Below are 17,847 nucleotides of genomic sequence, written 5' to 3'. Positions count from 1 at the left end.
GAGCGGAAGGACAGCCGGTCGCGCCTGCGGCTCGCCTGACCGGGCGGGCCGCACCGGCCCCTCGAGAAGCGGGCGGCCGCCGGAGGCCGCCCGCGTCCCGGTCGCGTGACGCCGCGGGCCCCGGGCGTCTTGCCGGCGCGCGCGATCCTCCGCATACCGCGGCACGGGGTGAGGGCGCGCCGCGCCCTCCGGACCCCGCCGGTATGCCTGTCGCACCGCGCCGACACGGGGACGAACGAGCGGATGACCTCCGAGAAACTGCGCCTGGGCGTCAACATCGATCACGTCGCGACCGTCCGCAACGCCCGCGGCGGCGACTACCCGGACCCGGTGCGCGCGGCCCTGCTCGCCGTCGAGGCGGGCGCCGACGGGATCACCGCGCATCTCCGCGAGGACCGGCGCCACATCCGCGACACCGACATCGCGGCGCTCAAGCGCGGCCTGTCCGTGCCGCTCAACTTCGAGATGGCCGCCACCGACGAGATGGTGGCGATCGCGCTGGACACCCGCCCGCACGCCGCCTGCCTCGTCCCGGAGAAGCGCGAGGAGCGCACCACCGAGGGCGGCCTCGACATCGTCGGCGGCCGGGAGCACCTGGCGCCGCGCATCCGGGCCCTCGCGGAGGCCGGCATCCGCGTCTCGCTGTTCGTCGAGCCCGAGCCCGCGATCATGGACGCCGCCCGCGCCCTCGGGGCGCCGGTGGTCGAGCTGCACACCGGCAGCTACTGCGAGGCGGCTCTGGAGGACGACGACGCCCGGACCGCGCGCGAGCTCGCCCGCATCCGGCGCGCGGCGGAGCACGGCGCCGGCCTCGGCCTCGAGATCCACGCGGGCCACGGGCTCACCCTCGGCAGCGTCGGCCCGGTGGCGGCCCTGCCGCAGATCCGGGAGCTGAACATCGGCCATTCCCTGATCGCCGACGCGATCTTCGTGGGACTCGACCGGGCGGTGCGCGACATGCGGGCCGCCATGGACCGGGCGCGGCACCCATGATCGTCGGGATCGGCTCGGATCTCTGCGACATCCGCCGGATCGCCCGGACCCTGGAGCGGCACGGCGCGCGCTTCACCCACCGGGTCTTCACCGACGGAGAGCGGGCCCGCTGCGACCGGCGGGCCGCCCGCGCCGAGGGCTACGCCCGCCGCTTCGCCGCCAAGGAAGCCTGCGCCAAGGCCCTCGGCACCGGCATCAGCGCCGGCGTCTTCTGGCGCGACATGGAGGTGGTGAACCTGCCCTCCGGCCAGCCGACCCTGCGGCTCGCGGGCGGTGCGGCGGAGCGGCTCGCGGAACTGCTGCCGGCGGGGCACGCGGCGCGCCTGCACGTGAGCCTCACGGACGATCCGCCGATGGCGCAGGCCTTCGTGATCATCGAGGCCTTGCCGGTCTCTGTCGCCGGTTGAGGCCGGCGTCGCGGATTAGCCAGCGGCGGTCGCGCGTTGCGGGGGGCTCGCGCATGGTCTAGACCGCCGGACACGGCGGACACGATTGCGGCGCATTCCTCGGGACAACCGCACATCAGGCCGCGCGCGGCGGGGCCGCGCCCCGCTGAGCGCGGGCGATGCACCTCAACCGAAGACGGAACGCGCGCGTGGATTACGACGGCAAGCCGCTCAGGAAACCTGCCGAGACCGGCACCTGGGCCAGCATCCGCGAGACGCTGAAGGTCGGCATCCAGGCGCTGCTGATCGCCCTGGTGGTGCGGACGCTCCTGTTCCAGCCGTTCAACATCCCTTCGGGCTCGCTGGTGCCGACGCTGCTGATCGGTGACTACCTGTTCGTGTCGAAATATTCCTACGGCTATTCCAAGTACTCGCTGCCTCTCTCGGAATACATTCCGATCCAGGCCGACGGCCGGATCTGGGGAGCCGACCCGAAGCGCGGCGACATCGCGGTGTTCAAGCTGCCCAAGGACAACTCGACCGACTACATCAAGCGCGTGATCGGCCTGCCGGGCGACAAGATCCAGATGATCGACGGCGTGCTCAACATCAACGGCAAGGCGGTCAAGCGCGAGCGGATCGCCGACTACGAGACCACCGACCCCTACGGCCAGCCGACCAAGGTGCCCCAGTACCTGGAGACCCTGCCCAACGGCGTGGTCCACCGGGTGATCGAGCGCGACGGCGACAACGGATTCTGGGACAAGACCGAGCTGTACACGGTCCCGCCCGGTCACTTTTTCATGATGGGCGACAACCGCGACAACTCCACCGATTCGCGCGATCTCGCCAATGTCGGCTACGTGCCCTTCGCCAACCTGGTCGGGCGCGCCGAGATGATCTTCTTCTCGATCGACGAGGGCACGCCGGCGTGGCAGGTCTGGAACTGGCCGGCCCACGTGCGCTGGTCGCGCCTGTTCACGACGATCCATTGACCGGCCCGGACTTGGACGACGCCGCGCAGCCCCGGGCGAACGCCCGATCCCGGCGGGCCCACAAGCCGCGCCCGCCCCTGACCGCCCTCGAGGAGCGGATCGGGCACAGCTTCGGCGATCAGGACCTGCTCACCCGCGCGCTGACCCACACCAGCAAGGCGAGCGGCCGGGGCGGCAGCTACCAGCGCCTGGAATTCCTCGGCGACCGGGTGCTCGGGCTCGCGGTCGCCGACCGGCTCTACGGCGCCTTCCCGGAGGCCGACGAGGGCGACCTCTCCCGGCGCCTCGCCGCCCTCGTCCGGCGCGAGACCTGCGCGGCCGTGGCCGCCTCCTGGGAGGTCGGCCCGCACCTGATTCTCGGCCAGGGCGAGGTCATGGGCGGCGGCCGGCGCAACCAGACGATCCTCGCCGACGTCTGCGAGGCGATCCTGGGCGCGATCTACCTCGACGCCGGGTTCGACGCCGCCCGGGCGGTGGTCGAGACCCATTTCCGCCCCGGCGAGCCGACCGCGGCGGCCCGGGGCCGCGACGCCAAATCCGCCTTGCAGGAATGGGCCATGGGCCGCAGCCTGCCGATCCCCACCTACGCGGTGGTGGAGCGCACCGGTCCCGACCACGCGCCCCGGTTCCGCATCGCCGTGCAGGTCGAGGGCCTCGAGCCCGGCCTCGGTGACGGCACGTCGAAGCGGATCGCCGAGCAGGCCGCCGCCCGGGCGCTGATGGAGCGGGAGGGAATCGGGGCCTCCGCGGATGCGGAGCCGACGGAGACAGCATGAGCGCGCACGAGCAGGACGATCACGACGAGCGGGACGGGCCCGACAGCGCGCCGGCCCGGGAGCCCGCGCGCGACCCGTCCACCCTTCCCGGCACGCCCGCCGACGCGCGGGCCGGCTTCGTGGCGCTGATCGGCGTGCCGAATGCCGGCAAGTCGACCCTGCTCAACAACCTCGTCGGCACCAAGGTCTCGATCGTCTCGCGCAAGGTGCAGACGACCCGGGCCCTGGTGCGGGGCATCCTCATCGAGGGGTCGGCCCAGGTCGTCCTGGTCGACACCCCCGGCATCTTCGCGCCCAAGCGCCGCCTCGACCGCGCGATGGTGCACTCGGCCTGGAGCGGCGCCGCCGACGCCGACGCCGTCTGCCTGCTGGTCGACGCGCGCAAGGGCGTCGACGCGGAGGTGGAGGCGGTGCTCGGCCGGCTCGGCGAGGTGAAGCGCGAGAAGCTGCTGATCCTCAACAAGATCGACCTGATCCCGCGCGAGCGGCTCCTCGATCTCGCCGCGAAGCTCAACGCCGCCGCGCCCTTCGCCGAGACCTTCATGATCTCGGCGCTGAACGGCGACGGCGTCGCCGACCTGCGCCGGGCGCTGGCCGCCCGCATGCCGCCGGGGCCCTGGCTCTATCCGGAGGATCAGGTCTCGGACGCGCCCCTGCGCATGCTCGCCGCCGAGATCACCCGCGAGAAGATCTACGACCGGCTGCACGAGGAGCTGCCCTACCGCTCCACGGTGGAGACCGACCAGTGGCAGATCCGGCCCGACGGCTCCGTGCGGATCGAGCAGACGATCTTCGTCGAGCGGGAGAGCCAGCGCTCGATCGTGCTCGGCAAGGGCGGCCAGACCATCCGGTCGATCGGGCAGGCGGCCCGGATCGAGATCGCCGAGGCGGCCGACGCCAAGGTCCACCTGTTCCTGCACGTGAAGGTGCGGGAGAACTGGGCCGACGATCCGGCCCGCTACCGCGAGATGGGCCTGGAATTCCCGCGAGGCTGACGCGCCGGGTCGCGCGCGGGAGGCTGGGCTTCCCGGCGGGTTCCGGTATAAACGCGGTGTTCCCCCCGGATGAACCGAGTCGGGCGCGGGTTTACCCCGCTCCGCCGCGGATTCGCGTTCCGGATTCGGCACTCCAAATCCCGAATTGTCTATGCGCCATGCCGTCTACGGCCTGCCGCCGGTGGACCTCGCCGAGGTCCCGGGCGACGCCGTCCAGCTCTCCCCGTTGATTCCCGGCGCCGCGCGGCTGGAGGACCTGTCCGAGAACAGCCTCGACGCGGCCACCGTGCTGGCGCCGCCCGGAACGGTCGAGCGGCGCTACGTGCTGGCCCAGGTGCTGCGCGCCCTCGGGCCCGGCGGCCGCATGGTCGCCTTGGCGCCCAAGGATCGCGGCGGAACCCGCCTGGCCAAGGAACTGACGACCTTCGGCTGCGCCGCCGCCGACCAGCCGCGCCGGCATCACCGGATCTGCACGGCGGAGCGCCCGACCGACCTCGCCGGCGTCGCCGAGGCGATCGACGAGGGCGGCCCGCGCCACGTCGACAACCTCGCCCTGTGCACGCAGCCCGGCATCTTCTCGTGGGACCGGCTCGATCCCGGCACGGCGCTGCTCCTGGCGAACCTCCCCGCCCTCAAGGGCCGCGGCGCCGATTTCGGCTGCGGCCTCGGGATCCTGTCGCGGGCCGTCCTGGGGTCCGAGGCCGTGACCGCCCTGACCCTGCTGGAGATCGATCGGCGCGCCGTCGAGATGGCGCGCCGCAACGTCGCCGATCCGCGCGCGACGATCCTCTGGGCCGATATCCGCGCGTCCGGCGCGGTGCCGGAAAACCTCGACTTCGTCGTCACGAACCCGCCGTTCCACGAGGGCGGGAGCGAGGATCAGGCGCTCGGCCGGGCGTTCATCGCGCGGGCGGCCGAGGCCCTGCGCCCCGGGGGGGCGCTGTGGCTCGTGGCCAACGCGCACCTGCCCTACGAGGCGAGCCTGCGCGAGGCGTTCCGGCACGTCGCGGTGGCCGTCCAGGCGAACGGCTACCGGGTCTACGAGGCCCGCCGGTGAGGGCGCCGCTTCCATGAGCGCGGCGAGATCCGTCCGCCTGGACAAGCTCCTCGCCAATCTCGGCTACGGCTCGCGCCGCGAGATCCAGGCCCTCGCCCGCGCCGGCGCGATCCGCCTCGACGGGGCTGAACTCGCGGATGCCGGCGACCGGGTCGCCCTCGCGCCGGACCTGCCGGAGCGCCTCACCGTCGACGGCGAATCCCTCGACCCGCTCCCCGGCCTGTGCCTGATGCTGCACAAGCCGCTGGGCGTGACCTGCTCGCACAAGGAGGCCGGCCCGCTGGTCTACGGGCTCCTCCCCGAGCGCTGGCGCCGCCGCGACCCGCCGCTCTCCACGGTGGGACGCCTCGACAAGGAGACCTCGGGCCTGCTGCTGCTGACCGACGACGGGGCGCTGCTGCACCGGATCATCAGCCCGAAGGCGCAGGTGGCGAAGCGCTACCGCGTGACCCTCGACCGGCCGCTGACCGGCCGCGAGGCGGAGGTGTTCGCCGCGGGCACGCTCGTCCTGGAGGGCGAGGAGCGCCCGCTCCTGCCGGTGCGGCTCGACGTCGAGGACGCGACCCGCTGCGCGGTGACCCTGACGGAGGGCCGGTACCACCAGGTCCGCCGGATGTTCGCGGCCGTCGGCAACCACGTCGCGGCGCTGCACCGGGACCGGGTCGGCGGCCTCGCTCTGCCGGCGGACCTGCCGGCGGGCGCGCACCGGGTGATGACGGCCGAGGACGTGGCGGCGGTGTTCGCGGGCGGGTGATCCGGGCTGCGCGCCTGTCAGTGCAGAGCCCGGGCGAGGGCGACGACCGCGCCGATGACAGCGAGTGTCTGGAAGCCGATCGAGCCCGCCACCCAGCGCACGATTTCGGACCGCGTATCCGCCAGCTCGACGCGCGGATCCGCCTTCGTGACGCGATCGCCCTGCAGCGCTTCCGCCATGGCATCGGCCAAGCCCTCCGCCTGTTCCGGAGACAGCTTGGCTCTCTCCCGGAGAGTCCGGGCGAATGTCAGGGTGTCGAAGGCGACCGCCGCCACGGTCCGAACTGTCGCGAGGCGCGCCCGCGCGGTGCAAGCGCTCTGAACCCAGGCTGTGATCGAGGGATGGCCCGCGCCGCCCCGCCGCTTCTTGCCTTCGGACCCGCCCTCTGCTAAGCGCCCGCCCATCCCACACGCGGAGCCGGCCTCATGCCTGAATGAGGCGTTTCCGGTGGTCGTCCGAGATCTCGGCCGGCCGCATCCCTCCGCGGCGGATATAACCGGAGAGCACAAAGACATGGCCGTCGATTTCTCTATGCGTCAGCTCCTCGAGGCGGGCGCACATTTCGGTCACCAGGCGCACCGCTGGAACCCGAAGATGCAGCCGTACATCTTCGGTACGCGCAACAACATCCACATCATCGACCTCGCCCAGACCGTGCCGGCGATGCACCAGGCGCTGCAGGCGGTGAGCGACACCGTCGCCAAGGGCGGCCGCGTGCTGTTCGTCGGCACCAAGCGCCAGGCGGCCGACACGATCGCCGAGGCGGCCAAGCGGTCGGCCCAGTACTACGTCAACTCCCGCTGGCTGGGCGGCATGCTCACCAACTGGAAGACCATCTCGGGCTCGATCTCGCGCCTGCGCAAGGTCACCGAGACGCTGGAGACCGGCGGCCCGGGCCTGACCAAGAAGGAGCGCCTGATGCTCTCCCGCGAGAAGGAGAAGCTCGAGAAGGCGCTCGGTGGCATCAAGGACATGGGCGGCGTGCCGGACCTGCTGTTCGTGATCGACACCAACAAGGAGCAGCTGGCGATCAAGGAGGCGAACCGCCTCGGCATCCCGGTCGCCGCCATCGTCGACACCAACTGCAACCCGGACGGCATCAGCTACATCGTCCCGGCCAACGACGACGCCGGCCGCGCGATCGCGCTGTACTGCGACCTGATCGCCAAGGCCGCCATCGACGGCATCTCGCGCGCCCAGGGCTCGTCGGGCATGGATCTCGGCGCCTCCGAGGAGCCGATGGCCGAGGAGCTGCCGGCGAACGACGACGCGGCCGTCACGGTCGAGTCCGACGCCCTCGACCCGGCCGACGTGGCGATGCTCGCCGAGTCGACCGAGCACTTCGAGCTGCTCGCCGCCCCGCGCGGCGCGCCGGACGACCTGACCAAGCTGAACGGCGCCGGCCCGCAGATCGTGCAGAAGCTCAACGACGCCGGCATCTACCACTACTGGCAGCTCGCCGCGATGACCCCCGAGGACGTCGCCAAGGTCGATGCCGACCTGAAGCTCAACGGCCGCATCGACCGCGATTCGTGGGTCTCCCAGGCCCGCGGCTTCGTCGAGGCCGCCGCCGCGGCCTGATCCAACGGGGCTTCGCGGCGGCACCGTCATCGGGCCGTCGCGAATCCAGGCATACCGGGCCCGGCCGCTCACCCGCGCGCCGGGCCTCTCGCATCCAGACCACACGAAAGGGACCGCCATGGCCAACATCACCGCCGCGATGGTGAAGGAGCTCCGGGAGAAGACCGGCGCCGGCATGATGGACTGCAAGGGCGCGCTCAACGAGACGCAGGGCGACATCGAGGCCGCCGTCGACTGGCTGCGCAAGAAGGGTCTCGCCAAGGCCGCCAAGAAGGCCGGCCGCGTCGCCGCCGAGGGCCTCGTCGCCGTCGAGTCCGCCGGCCACCACGCCGCCGTGGTCGAGGTGAACTCCGAGACCGACTTCGTCGCCCGCAACGACGCCTTCCAGGCCTTCGCCCGCGAAGCCGCCAAGATCGCCCTGAACACCGACGGCACGCTGGAGGGGCTCCAGACCGCCCACTTCCCGGGCGCCACCGAGACCGTCTCGGAGAAGCTGCAGGCCCTGATCGCCACCATCGGCGAGAACATGAACCTGCGCCGGGTCACCAAGCTCGAGGTCAAGAAGGGCGTCATCGCCTCCTACGTGCACAACCAGATCTCCGAGGGCCTCGGCAAGATCGGCGTGCTCGTGGCGCTCGAGTCCGAGGGCGACGTCGACGCGCTCTCGGCGCTGGGCCGCCAGATCGCCATGCACATCGCGGCGACCAACCCGGTGGCGCTGGACGCCTCGGGCGTCGACGCCGCCACGGTGGAGCGCGAGTCGAACATCCTGCGCGAGAAGAACGCCGGCAAGCCGGACCACGTCCTCGCCAAGATCATCGAGAGCGGCCTGAAGAGCTACTACAAGGAGGTCACCCTCCTGGAGCAGCCCTTCGTGCACGACGGCTCCAAGACGGTGAGCCAGGTCCTCAAGGAGGCCGGCTCCAAGGTCGGCGGCCCCGTGACCCTGACGGGCTTCGTCCGCTACGCGCTGGGCGACGGCATCGAGAAGGAAGAGGGTCCGGACTTCGCCACCGAGGTCGCCCAGCAGGCCGGCCGCGCCTGAGATCGAGCGCGAGCGCCCGGCCTGCCGGGCTCGCCCGTGACCAGCCCCGTCCGGCACGAGCCGGGCGGGGCTTCTCGTTTCCGGAGTCGCGGGATCGATCCACGCCGGGCCGTGTTGCGCCGCACGCCCCGCCTCGCGGCGCCGCGCTACGTTCCCGGCATGGCTCTGAAACCCTTCTCCTACCTCATGATCGGCGTGTTCGCGTCCGGTCTCGTCATGACCGTCTTCGGCGCCGTCGGCGTTCTGGCCGGCAGCTGAGAGCCGGCGCAGCGCGCTCCGGATTCGGACCGCGCCGGCGGCGCAGACGTCCTCCCCGGGCGACCGTCTCTCGCACGTCGCTCGCGCGCCGGTAGCATTTCGGCCCACGATCCCCGCCGTATCGGTGCCGGGCCTCTCGACGGCGCTCGGGCGGTTGACGTAGAAGCCTCCCCGCTTGCGCGATGCGGGATGGAGCCGGGGGCCCAGATGCCGGAGACGACGCCGTTTCGCCGTATCCTCGTGAAGCTGTCGGGCGAGGCGCTCGCCGCTCCGGACGGCTACTGGTTGCATCCGCCGACCCTGGCGGCGCTCGCCGAGGACATCGCCCGCACGATCGAGGCGGGTGCCGAGATCGCCATCGTGGTGGGCGGCGGCAACATGATCCGCGGGGCGCGGATCTCCGCGGCCGGCTGGATCGACCGGGCGACCGGGGATTCCCTCGGCATGATGGCCACGGTGATGAACTCGCTGGCGATCGAGACGGCGCTCAACGCCGCGGGCGTCCAGGCGCGGACCATGTCGGCGGTGTCGATGCCGACCATCTGCGAGACCTACGCCCGCCAGCCGGCGCTGCACCATCTGGACAAGGGCCAGGTTGTCGTCCTCGCCGGCGGCACCGGCAACCCGTTCTTCACCACCGACACCGCCGCGGTGCTGCGCGCCGCCGAGCTGCGCTGCGACGCGGTTCTCAAGGCGACGCAGGTGGACGGCGTCTACTCGGCGGATCCGAAGAAGGATCCGAGCGCCACGCGCTACGACCGCATCACCCACGACGAGGCGATCGCCCGCGACCTCAAGGTGATGGACACCGCCGCCTTCGCGCTGGCCCGGGAGAGCCGCCTGTCGATCGTGGTCGGCTCGCTCCACCCGCCGAGCTCGATCGCCGCGATCCTGTCGGGCGACGCGCCCTCGACCCTCGTGGCGCCCTGACACGCGGCACGATCGGGGTCGCGACCGTTTGCGGCCCTGAAAAAATTCGTCCATTGAGGCCGCGACTGCCCGCGCCGGGCTCAAGACCACGTCAGACGTCTCGGGACGACCCTCATGGCCACACCGGAATTCGATCTCAACGACATCAAGCGCCGCATGCAGGGCGCCGTCGCCTCGCTCTCGAAGGATCTCGGCTCGCTGCGCACCGGGCGCGCCACGCCGTCGCTCCTCGACCCGATCCAGGTCGACGCCTACGGCTCGATGATGCCGATGGCCCAGGTCGCCACCGTCAGCGTGCCGGAGCCCCGGCTCCTGTCGATCTCGGTCTGGGACCGCAGCATGGTCACGGCCGTCGAGAAAGCGATCCGCGAATCCGACCTCGGCCTCAACCCGCAGACCGAGGGGCAGACCATCCGGCTCCGCATCCCCGAGATGAACGAGCAGCGCCGCAAGGAGATGGTCAAGGTCGCCCACAAGTACACCGAGGAGGCTCGCGTCGCCGTGCGCCACGTGCGCCGGGACGGCCTCGACCACCTCAAGAAGCTCCTGAAGGACAGCGCCATCTCGGAGGATGACGAGAAGCGTCAGGCCACCGACGTGCAGAAGGCGACCGACCAGTACATCGCCGAGATCGACGGCGTGCTGGCCTCCAAGGAGAAGGAGATCATGCAGGTCTGAGGCGCGGGACGGGACGCGCGTGACCTCCGCCGCCGCACCGGCCGCGCGTCCCTCGGGGCGGCGCGAGCTGTGGCTGCGCGTCGCCTCGGGCCTCGTGCTCGGGGCCGGCGTGCTGGCCGCGCTGGTCTATGGCGGCTGGCCCTTCGCGGGGATCTGGCTCGCCGCCGGCATCGTCGGCTTCGCCGAGTGGATGGTGATGAGCCGCACGGAGCCCCGCGAGGTGTTGATCGCGCTGGGCGCGGCGACGCTCGGCGCCCTGCTGCTCTGCCAGCGCGGCGGCGCCCCGACGCCGGCCTGCCTCGCGGTCCTGCTGCTCGGCGCCGCGGCCTGCGCCACGGTGGCGCGGACCGGCCGGGGCCGGCTCCGCGCCTTCCTCGGGGTGCTCGGCGCGGCGGCGATCGCGGCGGTGCCGGTGGCCCTGCGCGACGATCCCGCCATCGGCCTCGTCGGGCCGGCCTGGATGTTTGCGGTGGTCTGGTCCACCGACATCGCGGCCTACTTCGCCGGTCGGAAGATCGGCGGCCCCAAGCTGATGCCGCGGGTCTCACCCAACAAGACGTGGTCGGGCGCCCTCGGCGGCCTCGTCGGCGCGGTCGCCGCCGGGACGCTGGTCCCGGTGGTCGCCGACCTCGCCGGCACGACCCTGCCCAGCGCCGCCTCCCTCCCGGTGGTGGCGGGCGTGAGCGCGCTGGCCTCGGTCCTGAGTCAGGCGGGCGACCTGATCGAATCCGGCCTGAAGCGCCGCTACGGCGTCAAGGATTCGGGGAAGATCATCCCCGGCCACGGCGGCGTCATGGACAGGCTCGACGGATTCTTCGCGGTCGCCGTGCTGGCGGCTGTCTATCTCGCCCTGCGCGGCGGCGGTCTGATCCCGTGACGATGAGGGAGTTGAACCCGTGACCCAGGTCGTCACCGTCTTCGGCGCCACCGGCTCGATCGGCCGCTCCACCGCCGACCTCCTGGCCCAGCACGCCGACCGGTTCCGCGTCGGCGCCCTGGTGGGCGGCAAGGATCCCGTCGCCCTGGCCAAGGTCGCCCGCGAGCTCAACGCCTCCTTCGCGGCGCTCGCCGACGAGGCCGCGGGCCCTGCGCTGGCCGAGGCCCTGTCGGGCTCCGGCATCCCGAGCGGGGCGGGGGAGGCGGCCGTCATGGAGGCCGCCGCCCGCGACGCCGACATCGTCGTGGCGGCCGTGAGCGGGGCGGCCGGGCTGAGATCGACCCACGCCGCCCTGCGCCTGGGCCGCACGGTCGCGCTGGCCAACAAGGAGAGCCTCGTCTGCGCCGGCGACGCGTTCATGCGCGACGCCGCCCGCTACGGCGCCACGATCCTCCCGATGGATTCCGAGCACGACGCCCTGAGCCAGGCGCTGGCCGGCCGGCCACTCGCCGACGTCCGCACCATGATGATCACGGCCTCGGGCGGCCCGTTCCGGACCTGGACCCGCGAGCGGATCGCCGCCGCCTCCGCGGCCGAGGCCGCCGCCCATCCGACGTGGTCGATGGGGATGAAGATCAACATCGATTCGGCGAGCCTGATGAACAAGGGGCTCGAGCTGATCGAGGCGCACCACCTGTTCGGCATCGAGCCCGAGCGGCTCGACGTCGTGGTGCACCCGCAATCGGTGATCCACGGGATGGTCTACTGGCTGGACGGCGCCGTGACCGCCGAGCTGGCGCTGCCCGACATGCGCGTGCCGATCTCGCACTGCCTCGGCCTCGGTGACCGGCTCACGATCCAGCGGGGCCGGCCCCTCGACCTCGTGAAGCTCGGATCGCTCACCTTCGAGGCCGCGGACGAGGCGCGCTTCCCGTGCCTGCGGATCGCCCGCGCGGCGCTGGCGGCGGGCGGTGCGGCGCCGACCGTGATGAACGCGGCCAACGAGATCGCGGTGGCGGCCTTCATCGCCGGCCGGATCGGCTTCTACGGGATCAGCGATCTGGTCGAGCGCGCCTGCGCGCACTTCGCCGGCCGGTACCGGACCGCGCCCGCCGACGTCGACGAGGCGCTCGCCATCGATGCCCACGTGCGGATCTGGAGCGCCGAGGCCCTGCCGGAGCTGCGCGCCGCCGGCTAAACCCGGTCATTGCGAGCGCGGCGAAGCAACCCAGGTCGGCGCAACATTCTGCGAGCGTCGCGCCGCTGGATCGCTTCGCCGCGCTCGCAACGACGTTTCCCGCCTGAGCTGCGCCTCAGCGCGCGGGGCCGTACCCGGCCAGGAACACCCGGACTGCCTCGTCGACCTGATGGCGCATCTCGGCCTCGCCGGCGATGCCGCCCGCCGCGAACAGCAGGCGGGTCAGCAGACCCGCCTGGCAGAGATGCAGGAAGTGCCGGGCCGCGAGCTCGGTGTCGGCGATCGTCAGGCGCCCCGCCTGGACCTGCGCGTCGAGGTAGCGCGAGAGGCGCTCGACGCCGCGGGCCGGACCGGCCTGATAGTAGACCTGCCCGAAGCGCGGAAACTTCTCGCTCGCGCCGATGACCATGCGGACCAGCGAGACGTGCGCCGGCCGGCACATCTCGGTCAGGAAGCTGCTTCCGAGCCGCGTCAGGACGCCCGGCACGTCGGGATCGTCCGCGTCCAGGGTGAACAGGGCCTCGGCGAGGCTGGCCTTCTCCTGGATCGCCAGCGCCTCGAACAGGTCCTCCTTGTTCTCGAAGTAGACGTAGAGCGTGCCCTTCGAGACCCCGGCCGCCCGGGCGATCTCGCCCATGCTGGCCCCGTCGAACCCCGCCGCCAGGAACACCGTCCGCGCGCCCTCGAGGATCTGCTGCCGCTTGTCGCCCTCGTGCTGGGCCTGACCCCGCTCCAGCGCCGCACCCTGAGCCATCATCCCGCTCCGCACCGTGACACCGTCACGCTTGACCGAACCGTTCGGTCAAAATAACCTGCGGCTTCTTCGGGGGCGCGTCAAGTCGTGCCTGGTTATTGACCGAACGGTTCGGTCATCGATTTCGAGGCGCTGATATGTCCCTTCGCGAGGACGCCGATCGGCCGAGTTCCGGTCTCGAGACGGGTATTGAGACCGGTATTGAGACCCGAATCGAGGCCGGGGACGAGGCGCGCGCCGAGCGCACCGCGCCGGCCGCCGCCGCGGCGTCCCTGCCGACGCCCGTGCCGGTCGAGGCGCCGCCCGCGCGCAAGCGCTCCATGAGGCGGCTCGTCCTGCTCGGACTGCTGACGGCCGCCCTGGGCGGCGGCGCGTATCAGGGGTGGCAGTGGTGGACCGTCGGGCGGTTCTTCGTCTCGACCGACGACGCCTACGTCCAGGCCGACATCTCGGTCCTCGCGGCCAAGATCCCGGGCTATCTCCAGTCGGTCCCGGTGGTGAACGGCCTCGCGGTGAGGAAGGGCGACGTCATCGCCAAGCTCGACGACGGCGACTACCGCCTCGCGCTGCAGGCGGCGCAGGACAAGCTCGCCACCCAGGAGAGCACGATCGCGCGGATCGGCCGGCAGGCCGAGGCGGCGCAGGCCCAGGTCGCCCAGGCCGCCGCGCAGCTCGACGCGACCCGCGCCGACGCCGTCCGCGCCCAGGCCGACTTCGCCCGGTCGACGCAGATGCAGGCGGATTACGTGGCCAAGTCGCGCATCGACCAGACCCGCGCCGACCGCGACCGCACCGAGGCCTCCGTGAAGGCCATGGAGGCGGGCCTCCTCGCGGCCCGCGCCAACGTGGACGTGCTCCAGGCGCAGAAGCGCGAGGCGGAGAGCCTCGCGGCGGAGCTGCGCACCGCCGTCGACCGGGCCCGGCGCGACCTCGACTTCACGGTCATCCGCGCGCCCTTCGACGGTGTGGTCGGCAACAAGGCCGTCGAGGCCGGCGCCTATGTCGGGCCCGGCACGCGGGTCGCCGCGCTGGTCCCGCTCCAGAGCGTCCGGATCGACGCGAACTTCAAGGAGACCCAGGTCGAGCGCATGCGTCCCGGACAGCCGGTGACCGTGACGGTCGACGCCTATCCGGACCGTGAGATCCACGCCGTGGTGGAATCGTTCTCGCCGGCCTCCGGCTCGGTCTTCAGCCTGCTGCCGCCCGACAACGCCACCGGCAACTTCACCAAGATCGTCCAGCGCCTGCCGGTCCGGGTGCGCGTGCCCGAGGAGGTCGCCCGGGAGGGCCTGCTGCGGCCGGGCCTGTCGGCGGTGGTGCGGGTCGACACCCGCACCGGCGCGGACCGCTCCGTCCTCGACCGCGCCTCCGCGCCGCGGCCGGTCAGCACCGCGAGCCGCTGAGACCGGCGATGGCCGCCAGCGCCGCCCTCGCGCCCGGCGCGCCGACCCGCGCCGCCGAGCCGCCCCTCGACCGCCGCCGCATGGTGGCGTTCGTCTGCATGGTCTTCGGCATGTTCATGGCGATCCTGGACATCCAGATCGTCTCGGCCTCCCTGAACGAGATCCAGGCCGGGCTCTCGGCCTCCGGCGACGAGATCCCCTGGGTCCAGACCAGCTACCTGATTGCCGAGGTCATCTCGATCCCGCTCTCCGGCACCCTGTCGCGGGTGCTCTCGACGCGCTGGATGTTCGCCATCTCGGCGGGCGGCTTCACCCTGATGAGCCTGATGTGCGCCACCTCCTCGTCGATCGGCGAGATGATCGTCTGGCGGGCGCTCCAGGGCTTCATCGGCGGCGGCATGATCCCGACCGTCTTCGCCGCGGCCTTCACGATCTTCCCGCCCTCGAAGCGGACCATCGTCTCGCCGATGATCGGCCTCGTGGCGACGCTGGCGCCGACGATCGGCCCGACGGTGGGCGGCTACCTGACTGACCTGATGTCGTGGCACTGGCTGTTCCTGATCAACGTCGTGCCGGGCATCTTCGTGACCGTCTCGACCTGGATCCTGGTCGATTTCGACGAGCCCAATTACGGCCTGATCAGATCGTTCGACTGGGCCGGCCTCGCCTTCATGGCCGGCTTCCTCGGCTGCCTCGAGTACGTGCTGGAGGAGGGGCCGAACCACGACTGGCTGCAGGACGAGGCGGTCTTCGCCTGCGCGGTCGTCTGCGGGGCGTCGGCGCTGCTGTTCTTCTGGCGGGTCTTCACGGCGAAGCAGCCGATCGTCGATCTCCGGGCCTTCTCGGACCGGAACTTCGCCAGCGGCTGCGTGGCGAGCTTCGTGCTGGGCATCGGCCTCTACGGTCTGACCTACATCTACCCGGTCTACCTCGCCCGGGTGCGCGGCTACTCGGCGCTGATGATCGGCGAGACGATGTTCGTCTCCGGCCTGTGCATGTTCGCCACCGCGCCGATCGCCGGCCGGCTCTCGGGCAGGGTCGATCCCCGGATCATGATGGGGATCGGCTTCGTCGGCTTCGCCTGCGGCACCTGGATCGTCACCGGGCTCACCAAGGACTGGGACTTCTACGAGCTGCTGCTGCCGCAGATCCTGCGCGGCTGCTCGCTGATGCTGTGCATGATCCCGATCAACAACATCGCGCTGGGCACGCTGCCGCCGGCACGGATGAAGAACGCGTCGGGGCTGTTCAACCTGACCCGCAACCTCGGCGGCGCGGTCGGGCTCGCGCTGATCAACACGATCCTCAACGACCGCTGGGACCTGCACCTCGCCCGGCTGCACGAGCGCTTCACCTGGGCGAACACGGCCGCGCTGGAGCGGCTCGACGCGCTGCAGCGCGGCTTCGACGCCTACGGCAGCGCCGCCTCCGACATGGCCCTGAAGGCGATGACCAACACGGTGCGGATCCAGGGCCTCGTCATGGCCTTCGAGGACGTGTTCCTGTCCCTCACCGTCCTGTTCCTCGCGATGGCCTGCGCGGTCCCCATGATCCGGCGGCCGAACGCCGGCGCGGGCGGAGGCGGCGGCCACTGACGGGCGGGACCGCCGCGCGCGATCGGCCGGTGCGGTATCGGACGGTGCGGTTTCGGACGGTGCGTGCGACGTTCCGCGGCCGAGCCGCAGGATTGCGTTGGCGGTCGGCACCGCCGATCTGCTAGACAGGGCGGATGGCCGGCCCGAGAAGCCGGCGCCGAGACGGCCAGGAATACGGCTTATGGACTTCCTCAACGCGATGGGCGGGACCGCCGGCGGTTTCTTCGGTGCCGTGATCCCGTTCCTGTTCGTGCTCACCGTCGTGGTGTTCGTGCACGAGATGGGCCACTTCCTGGTCGGGCGCTGGTGCGGGGTCGGCGTGCACGCCTTCTCGCTCGGCTTCGGCCCCGAGCTGTTCGGCTTCAACGACCGGCGCGGCACCCGCTGGAAGGTCTGCGCGATCCCGCTCGGCGGCTACGTGAAGTTCCACGGCGACGTGAACGGCGCCAGCATGCCGGATCCGGAGGCCGTCGCCCGGATGAGCCCGCAGGAGCGGGCGATCAGCTTCCCGACCCAGCCCGTGTCGAAGCGCGCCGCGATCGTCGCCGCGGGCCCGGTGGCGAACTTCATCCTGGCGATCCTGCTCTTCGCGGGCGCCATCTGGCTCGGCGGCCGCTACGAGCTGCCCGCCCGGGTCTCGTCGGTGGAGCCGAATAGCGTCGCCGCCCAGGCCGGCTTCCAGCCCGGCGACGTGATCACCGCCATCGACGGCGAGAAGATCGGCGACTTCAACGCCATGTACCGCACGGTCACCGGCAGCGCCGGGACGCCGCTGACCTTCACGGTGGAGCGCAACGACCAGCCCATCACCATCCAGGCGACGCCGGCGACCTTCGAGGAGAAGACGCCGTTCGGCCGCCACCGGATCGGCCGGCTCGGCATCCGCTCCCCCGCGGGCTCGGAGGCGCGGCTCGTGCATTACGGCGCGCTCGACTCGCTCAATCTCGGCGTGAAGGAGACCTACTTCGTCGTCGAGCGCACCTTCTCGTATCTCGGCAAGCTCGTGACCGGCCGGGAATCCGCCGACCAGCTCTCGGGTCCGATCGGCATCGCCCGCGTCTCCGGCGAGGTCGCCAAGACCGGCGGCGTCGGCGGTCTGGTCGGGCTGATCGCCCTGCTCTCCGTCTCGATCGGCCTGCTCAACCTGTTCCCGGTGCCGCTGCTCGATGGCGGCCACCTGCTGTTCTACGCCTTCGAGGTGGTGCGCGGCCGCCCGCTCAGCGAGCGGGCCCAGGAGATCGGCTTCCGCATCGGCCTCGCCCTGGTGCTGATGCTGATGCTGTTCGCCGCCTGGAACGACATCCTCAACCTCGGCGCCTCCTGGCGGAACACCTGATCCGGGGCCGGCGGGGATCCCGGTATCCCCGCCGGATCGCCGCCGGATCTCCACCGGAAACGCTGCCCCAATCCCGCCGCGATCTCGCCCGGACACCGACCGGTTGACGCCCCGCCGGCGCGCCGAAACGGGGTTAAAATCGCGTTCACGGGATCGCGAGGGCCGCTGAAAAGGTGCGACGGCCCAGACGTTTACGGGTCGTTCACCACGATCCGCGGTTTGCCCGCAGGCTGACC

The 17,847-nt window shown here is 71.8% G+C and carries 18 protein-coding genes; 16 read left to right on the top strand and 2 right to left on the bottom strand.

The window, feature by feature from the left end; all coding sequences use genetic code 11:
* The first annotated feature begins 243 nt into the window (after positions 1–243).
* The 7 genes from ME121_RS03715 (at position 244) to ME121_RS03685 (ending at position 5,956) form a co-directional block, all read left to right on the top strand.
* Complete coding sequence (locus ME121_RS03715; protein WP_024829303.1) at positions 244–993, top strand: pyridoxine 5'-phosphate synthase; 750 nt, start codon at positions 244–246, stop codon at positions 991–993.
* Positions 990–1,400 carry a holo-ACP synthase gene (gene acpS, locus ME121_RS03710; RefSeq protein ID WP_059408363.1) on the top strand — a complete coding sequence of 137 codons (411 nt, stop codon included), beginning with the start codon at positions 990–992 and terminating at the stop codon, positions 1,398–1,400. The genes ME121_RS03715 and acpS overlap by 4 nt, the downstream gene beginning before the upstream one ends.
* A gap of 158 nt (positions 1,401–1,558) precedes the next feature.
* Entirely contained in the window at positions 1,559–2,374 is an 816-nt protein-coding gene (lepB, locus tag ME121_RS03705; RefSeq protein ID WP_012320396.1) for a signal peptidase I, read from the top strand.
* On the top strand, positions 2,371–3,150 hold the full coding sequence (gene rnc, locus ME121_RS03700; protein WP_012320395.1) for a ribonuclease III: 780 nt from the start codon (positions 2,371–2,373) through the stop codon (positions 3,148–3,150). The genes lepB and rnc overlap by 4 nt, the downstream gene beginning before the upstream one ends.
* Entirely contained in the window at positions 3,147–4,145 is a 999-nt protein-coding gene (era, locus tag ME121_RS03695) for a GTPase Era (protein ID WP_012320394.1), read from the top strand. Before rnc ends, era begins: the two co-directional genes overlap by 4 nt.
* A gap of 151 nt (positions 4,146–4,296) precedes the next feature.
* On the top strand, positions 4,297–5,202 hold the full coding sequence (locus ME121_RS03690; RefSeq protein WP_012320393.1) for a class I SAM-dependent methyltransferase: 906 nt from the start codon (positions 4,297–4,299) through the stop codon (positions 5,200–5,202).
* A 13-nt stretch (positions 5,203–5,215) separates the two neighbouring features.
* Positions 5,216–5,956 carry a pseudouridine synthase gene (locus ME121_RS03685; protein ID WP_012320392.1) on the top strand — a complete coding sequence of 247 codons (741 nt, stop codon included), beginning with the start codon at positions 5,216–5,218 and terminating at the stop codon, positions 5,954–5,956.
* Between the two features lie 17 nt (positions 5,957–5,973).
* Here the strand turns inward: ME121_RS03685 and ME121_RS03680 are convergent, their stop codons facing one another.
* On the bottom strand, positions 5,974–6,231 hold the full coding sequence (locus tag ME121_RS03680) for a hypothetical protein (RefSeq protein ID WP_029360749.1): 258 nt from the start codon (positions 6,229–6,231) through the stop codon (positions 5,974–5,976).
* A 238-nt stretch (positions 6,232–6,469) separates the two neighbouring features.
* On the opposite strand from ME121_RS03680, the gene ME121_RS03675 reads away from it, so the two are divergent.
* The 6 genes from ME121_RS03675 to dxr all read left to right on the top strand — a co-directional run bounded on the left by ME121_RS03675 (position 6,470) and on the right by dxr (position 12,523).
* Positions 6,470–7,537 carry a 30S ribosomal protein S2 gene (locus tag ME121_RS03675; protein ID WP_012320390.1) on the top strand — a complete coding sequence of 356 codons (1,068 nt, stop codon included), beginning with the start codon at positions 6,470–6,472 and terminating at the stop codon, positions 7,535–7,537.
* Between the two features lie 118 nt (positions 7,538–7,655).
* Positions 7,656–8,582: a translation elongation factor Ts gene (tsf, locus tag ME121_RS03670; RefSeq protein ID WP_012320389.1), complete on the top strand. Its 927-nt coding sequence runs from the start codon at positions 7,656–7,658 to the stop codon at positions 8,580–8,582.
* A 465-nt stretch (positions 8,583–9,047) separates the two neighbouring features.
* Positions 9,048–9,770 (top strand): UMP kinase, encoded by a 723-nt coding sequence (gene pyrH / locus ME121_RS03665; protein ID WP_024829306.1) that lies wholly within the window; start codon positions 9,048–9,050, stop codon positions 9,768–9,770.
* Between the two features lie 114 nt (positions 9,771–9,884).
* Positions 9,885–10,448 carry a ribosome recycling factor gene (gene frr / locus ME121_RS03660; protein WP_012320386.1) on the top strand — a complete coding sequence of 188 codons (564 nt, stop codon included), beginning with the start codon at positions 9,885–9,887 and terminating at the stop codon, positions 10,446–10,448.
* Positions 10,449–10,467: 19 nt separating this feature from the next.
* Positions 10,468–11,325, top strand: a complete 858-nt coding sequence (locus tag ME121_RS03655; RefSeq protein WP_012320385.1) for a phosphatidate cytidylyltransferase — start codon at positions 10,468–10,470, stop codon at positions 11,323–11,325.
* 19 nt (positions 11,326–11,344) lie between these two features.
* On the top strand, positions 11,345–12,523 hold the full coding sequence (dxr, locus tag ME121_RS03650) for a 1-deoxy-D-xylulose-5-phosphate reductoisomerase (RefSeq protein WP_059408362.1): 1,179 nt from the start codon (positions 11,345–11,347) through the stop codon (positions 12,521–12,523).
* Positions 12,524–12,638: 115 nt separating this feature from the next.
* Here the strand turns inward: dxr and ME121_RS03645 are convergent, their stop codons facing one another.
* Positions 12,639–13,277 (bottom strand): TetR/AcrR family transcriptional regulator, encoded by a 639-nt coding sequence (locus tag ME121_RS03645; protein ID WP_012320383.1) that lies wholly within the window; start codon positions 13,275–13,277, stop codon positions 12,639–12,641.
* A gap of 137 nt (positions 13,278–13,414) precedes the next feature.
* On the opposite strand from ME121_RS03645, the gene ME121_RS03640 reads away from it, so the two are divergent.
* From ME121_RS03640 to ME121_RS03630, 3 genes are all read left to right on the top strand, one after another.
* Complete coding sequence (locus ME121_RS03640; protein WP_012320382.1) at positions 13,415–14,680, top strand: HlyD family secretion protein; 1,266 nt, start codon at positions 13,415–13,417, stop codon at positions 14,678–14,680.
* 8 nt (positions 14,681–14,688) lie between these two features.
* Positions 14,689–16,275: a DHA2 family efflux MFS transporter permease subunit gene (locus ME121_RS03635; protein WP_058606456.1), complete on the top strand. Its 1,587-nt coding sequence runs from the start codon at positions 14,689–14,691 to the stop codon at positions 16,273–16,275.
* A 181-nt stretch (positions 16,276–16,456) separates the two neighbouring features.
* The gene (locus ME121_RS03630) at positions 16,457–17,611 is read left to right on the top strand and encodes a M50 family metallopeptidase (RefSeq protein WP_012320380.1); all 1,155 of its coding nucleotides are present in this window, start codon (positions 16,457–16,459) and stop codon (positions 17,609–17,611) included.
* Positions 17,612–17,847 lie beyond the last annotated feature (236 nt).

The sequence above is a fragment of the Methylobacterium sp. ME121 genome, from assembly GCF_000974725.1.
In the GTDB taxonomy this organism is placed as follows: Bacteria; Pseudomonadota; Alphaproteobacteria; order Rhizobiales; family Beijerinckiaceae; genus Methylobacterium; species Methylobacterium radiotolerans.
This window is presented reverse-complemented; position numbering and strand designations above follow the sequence as displayed.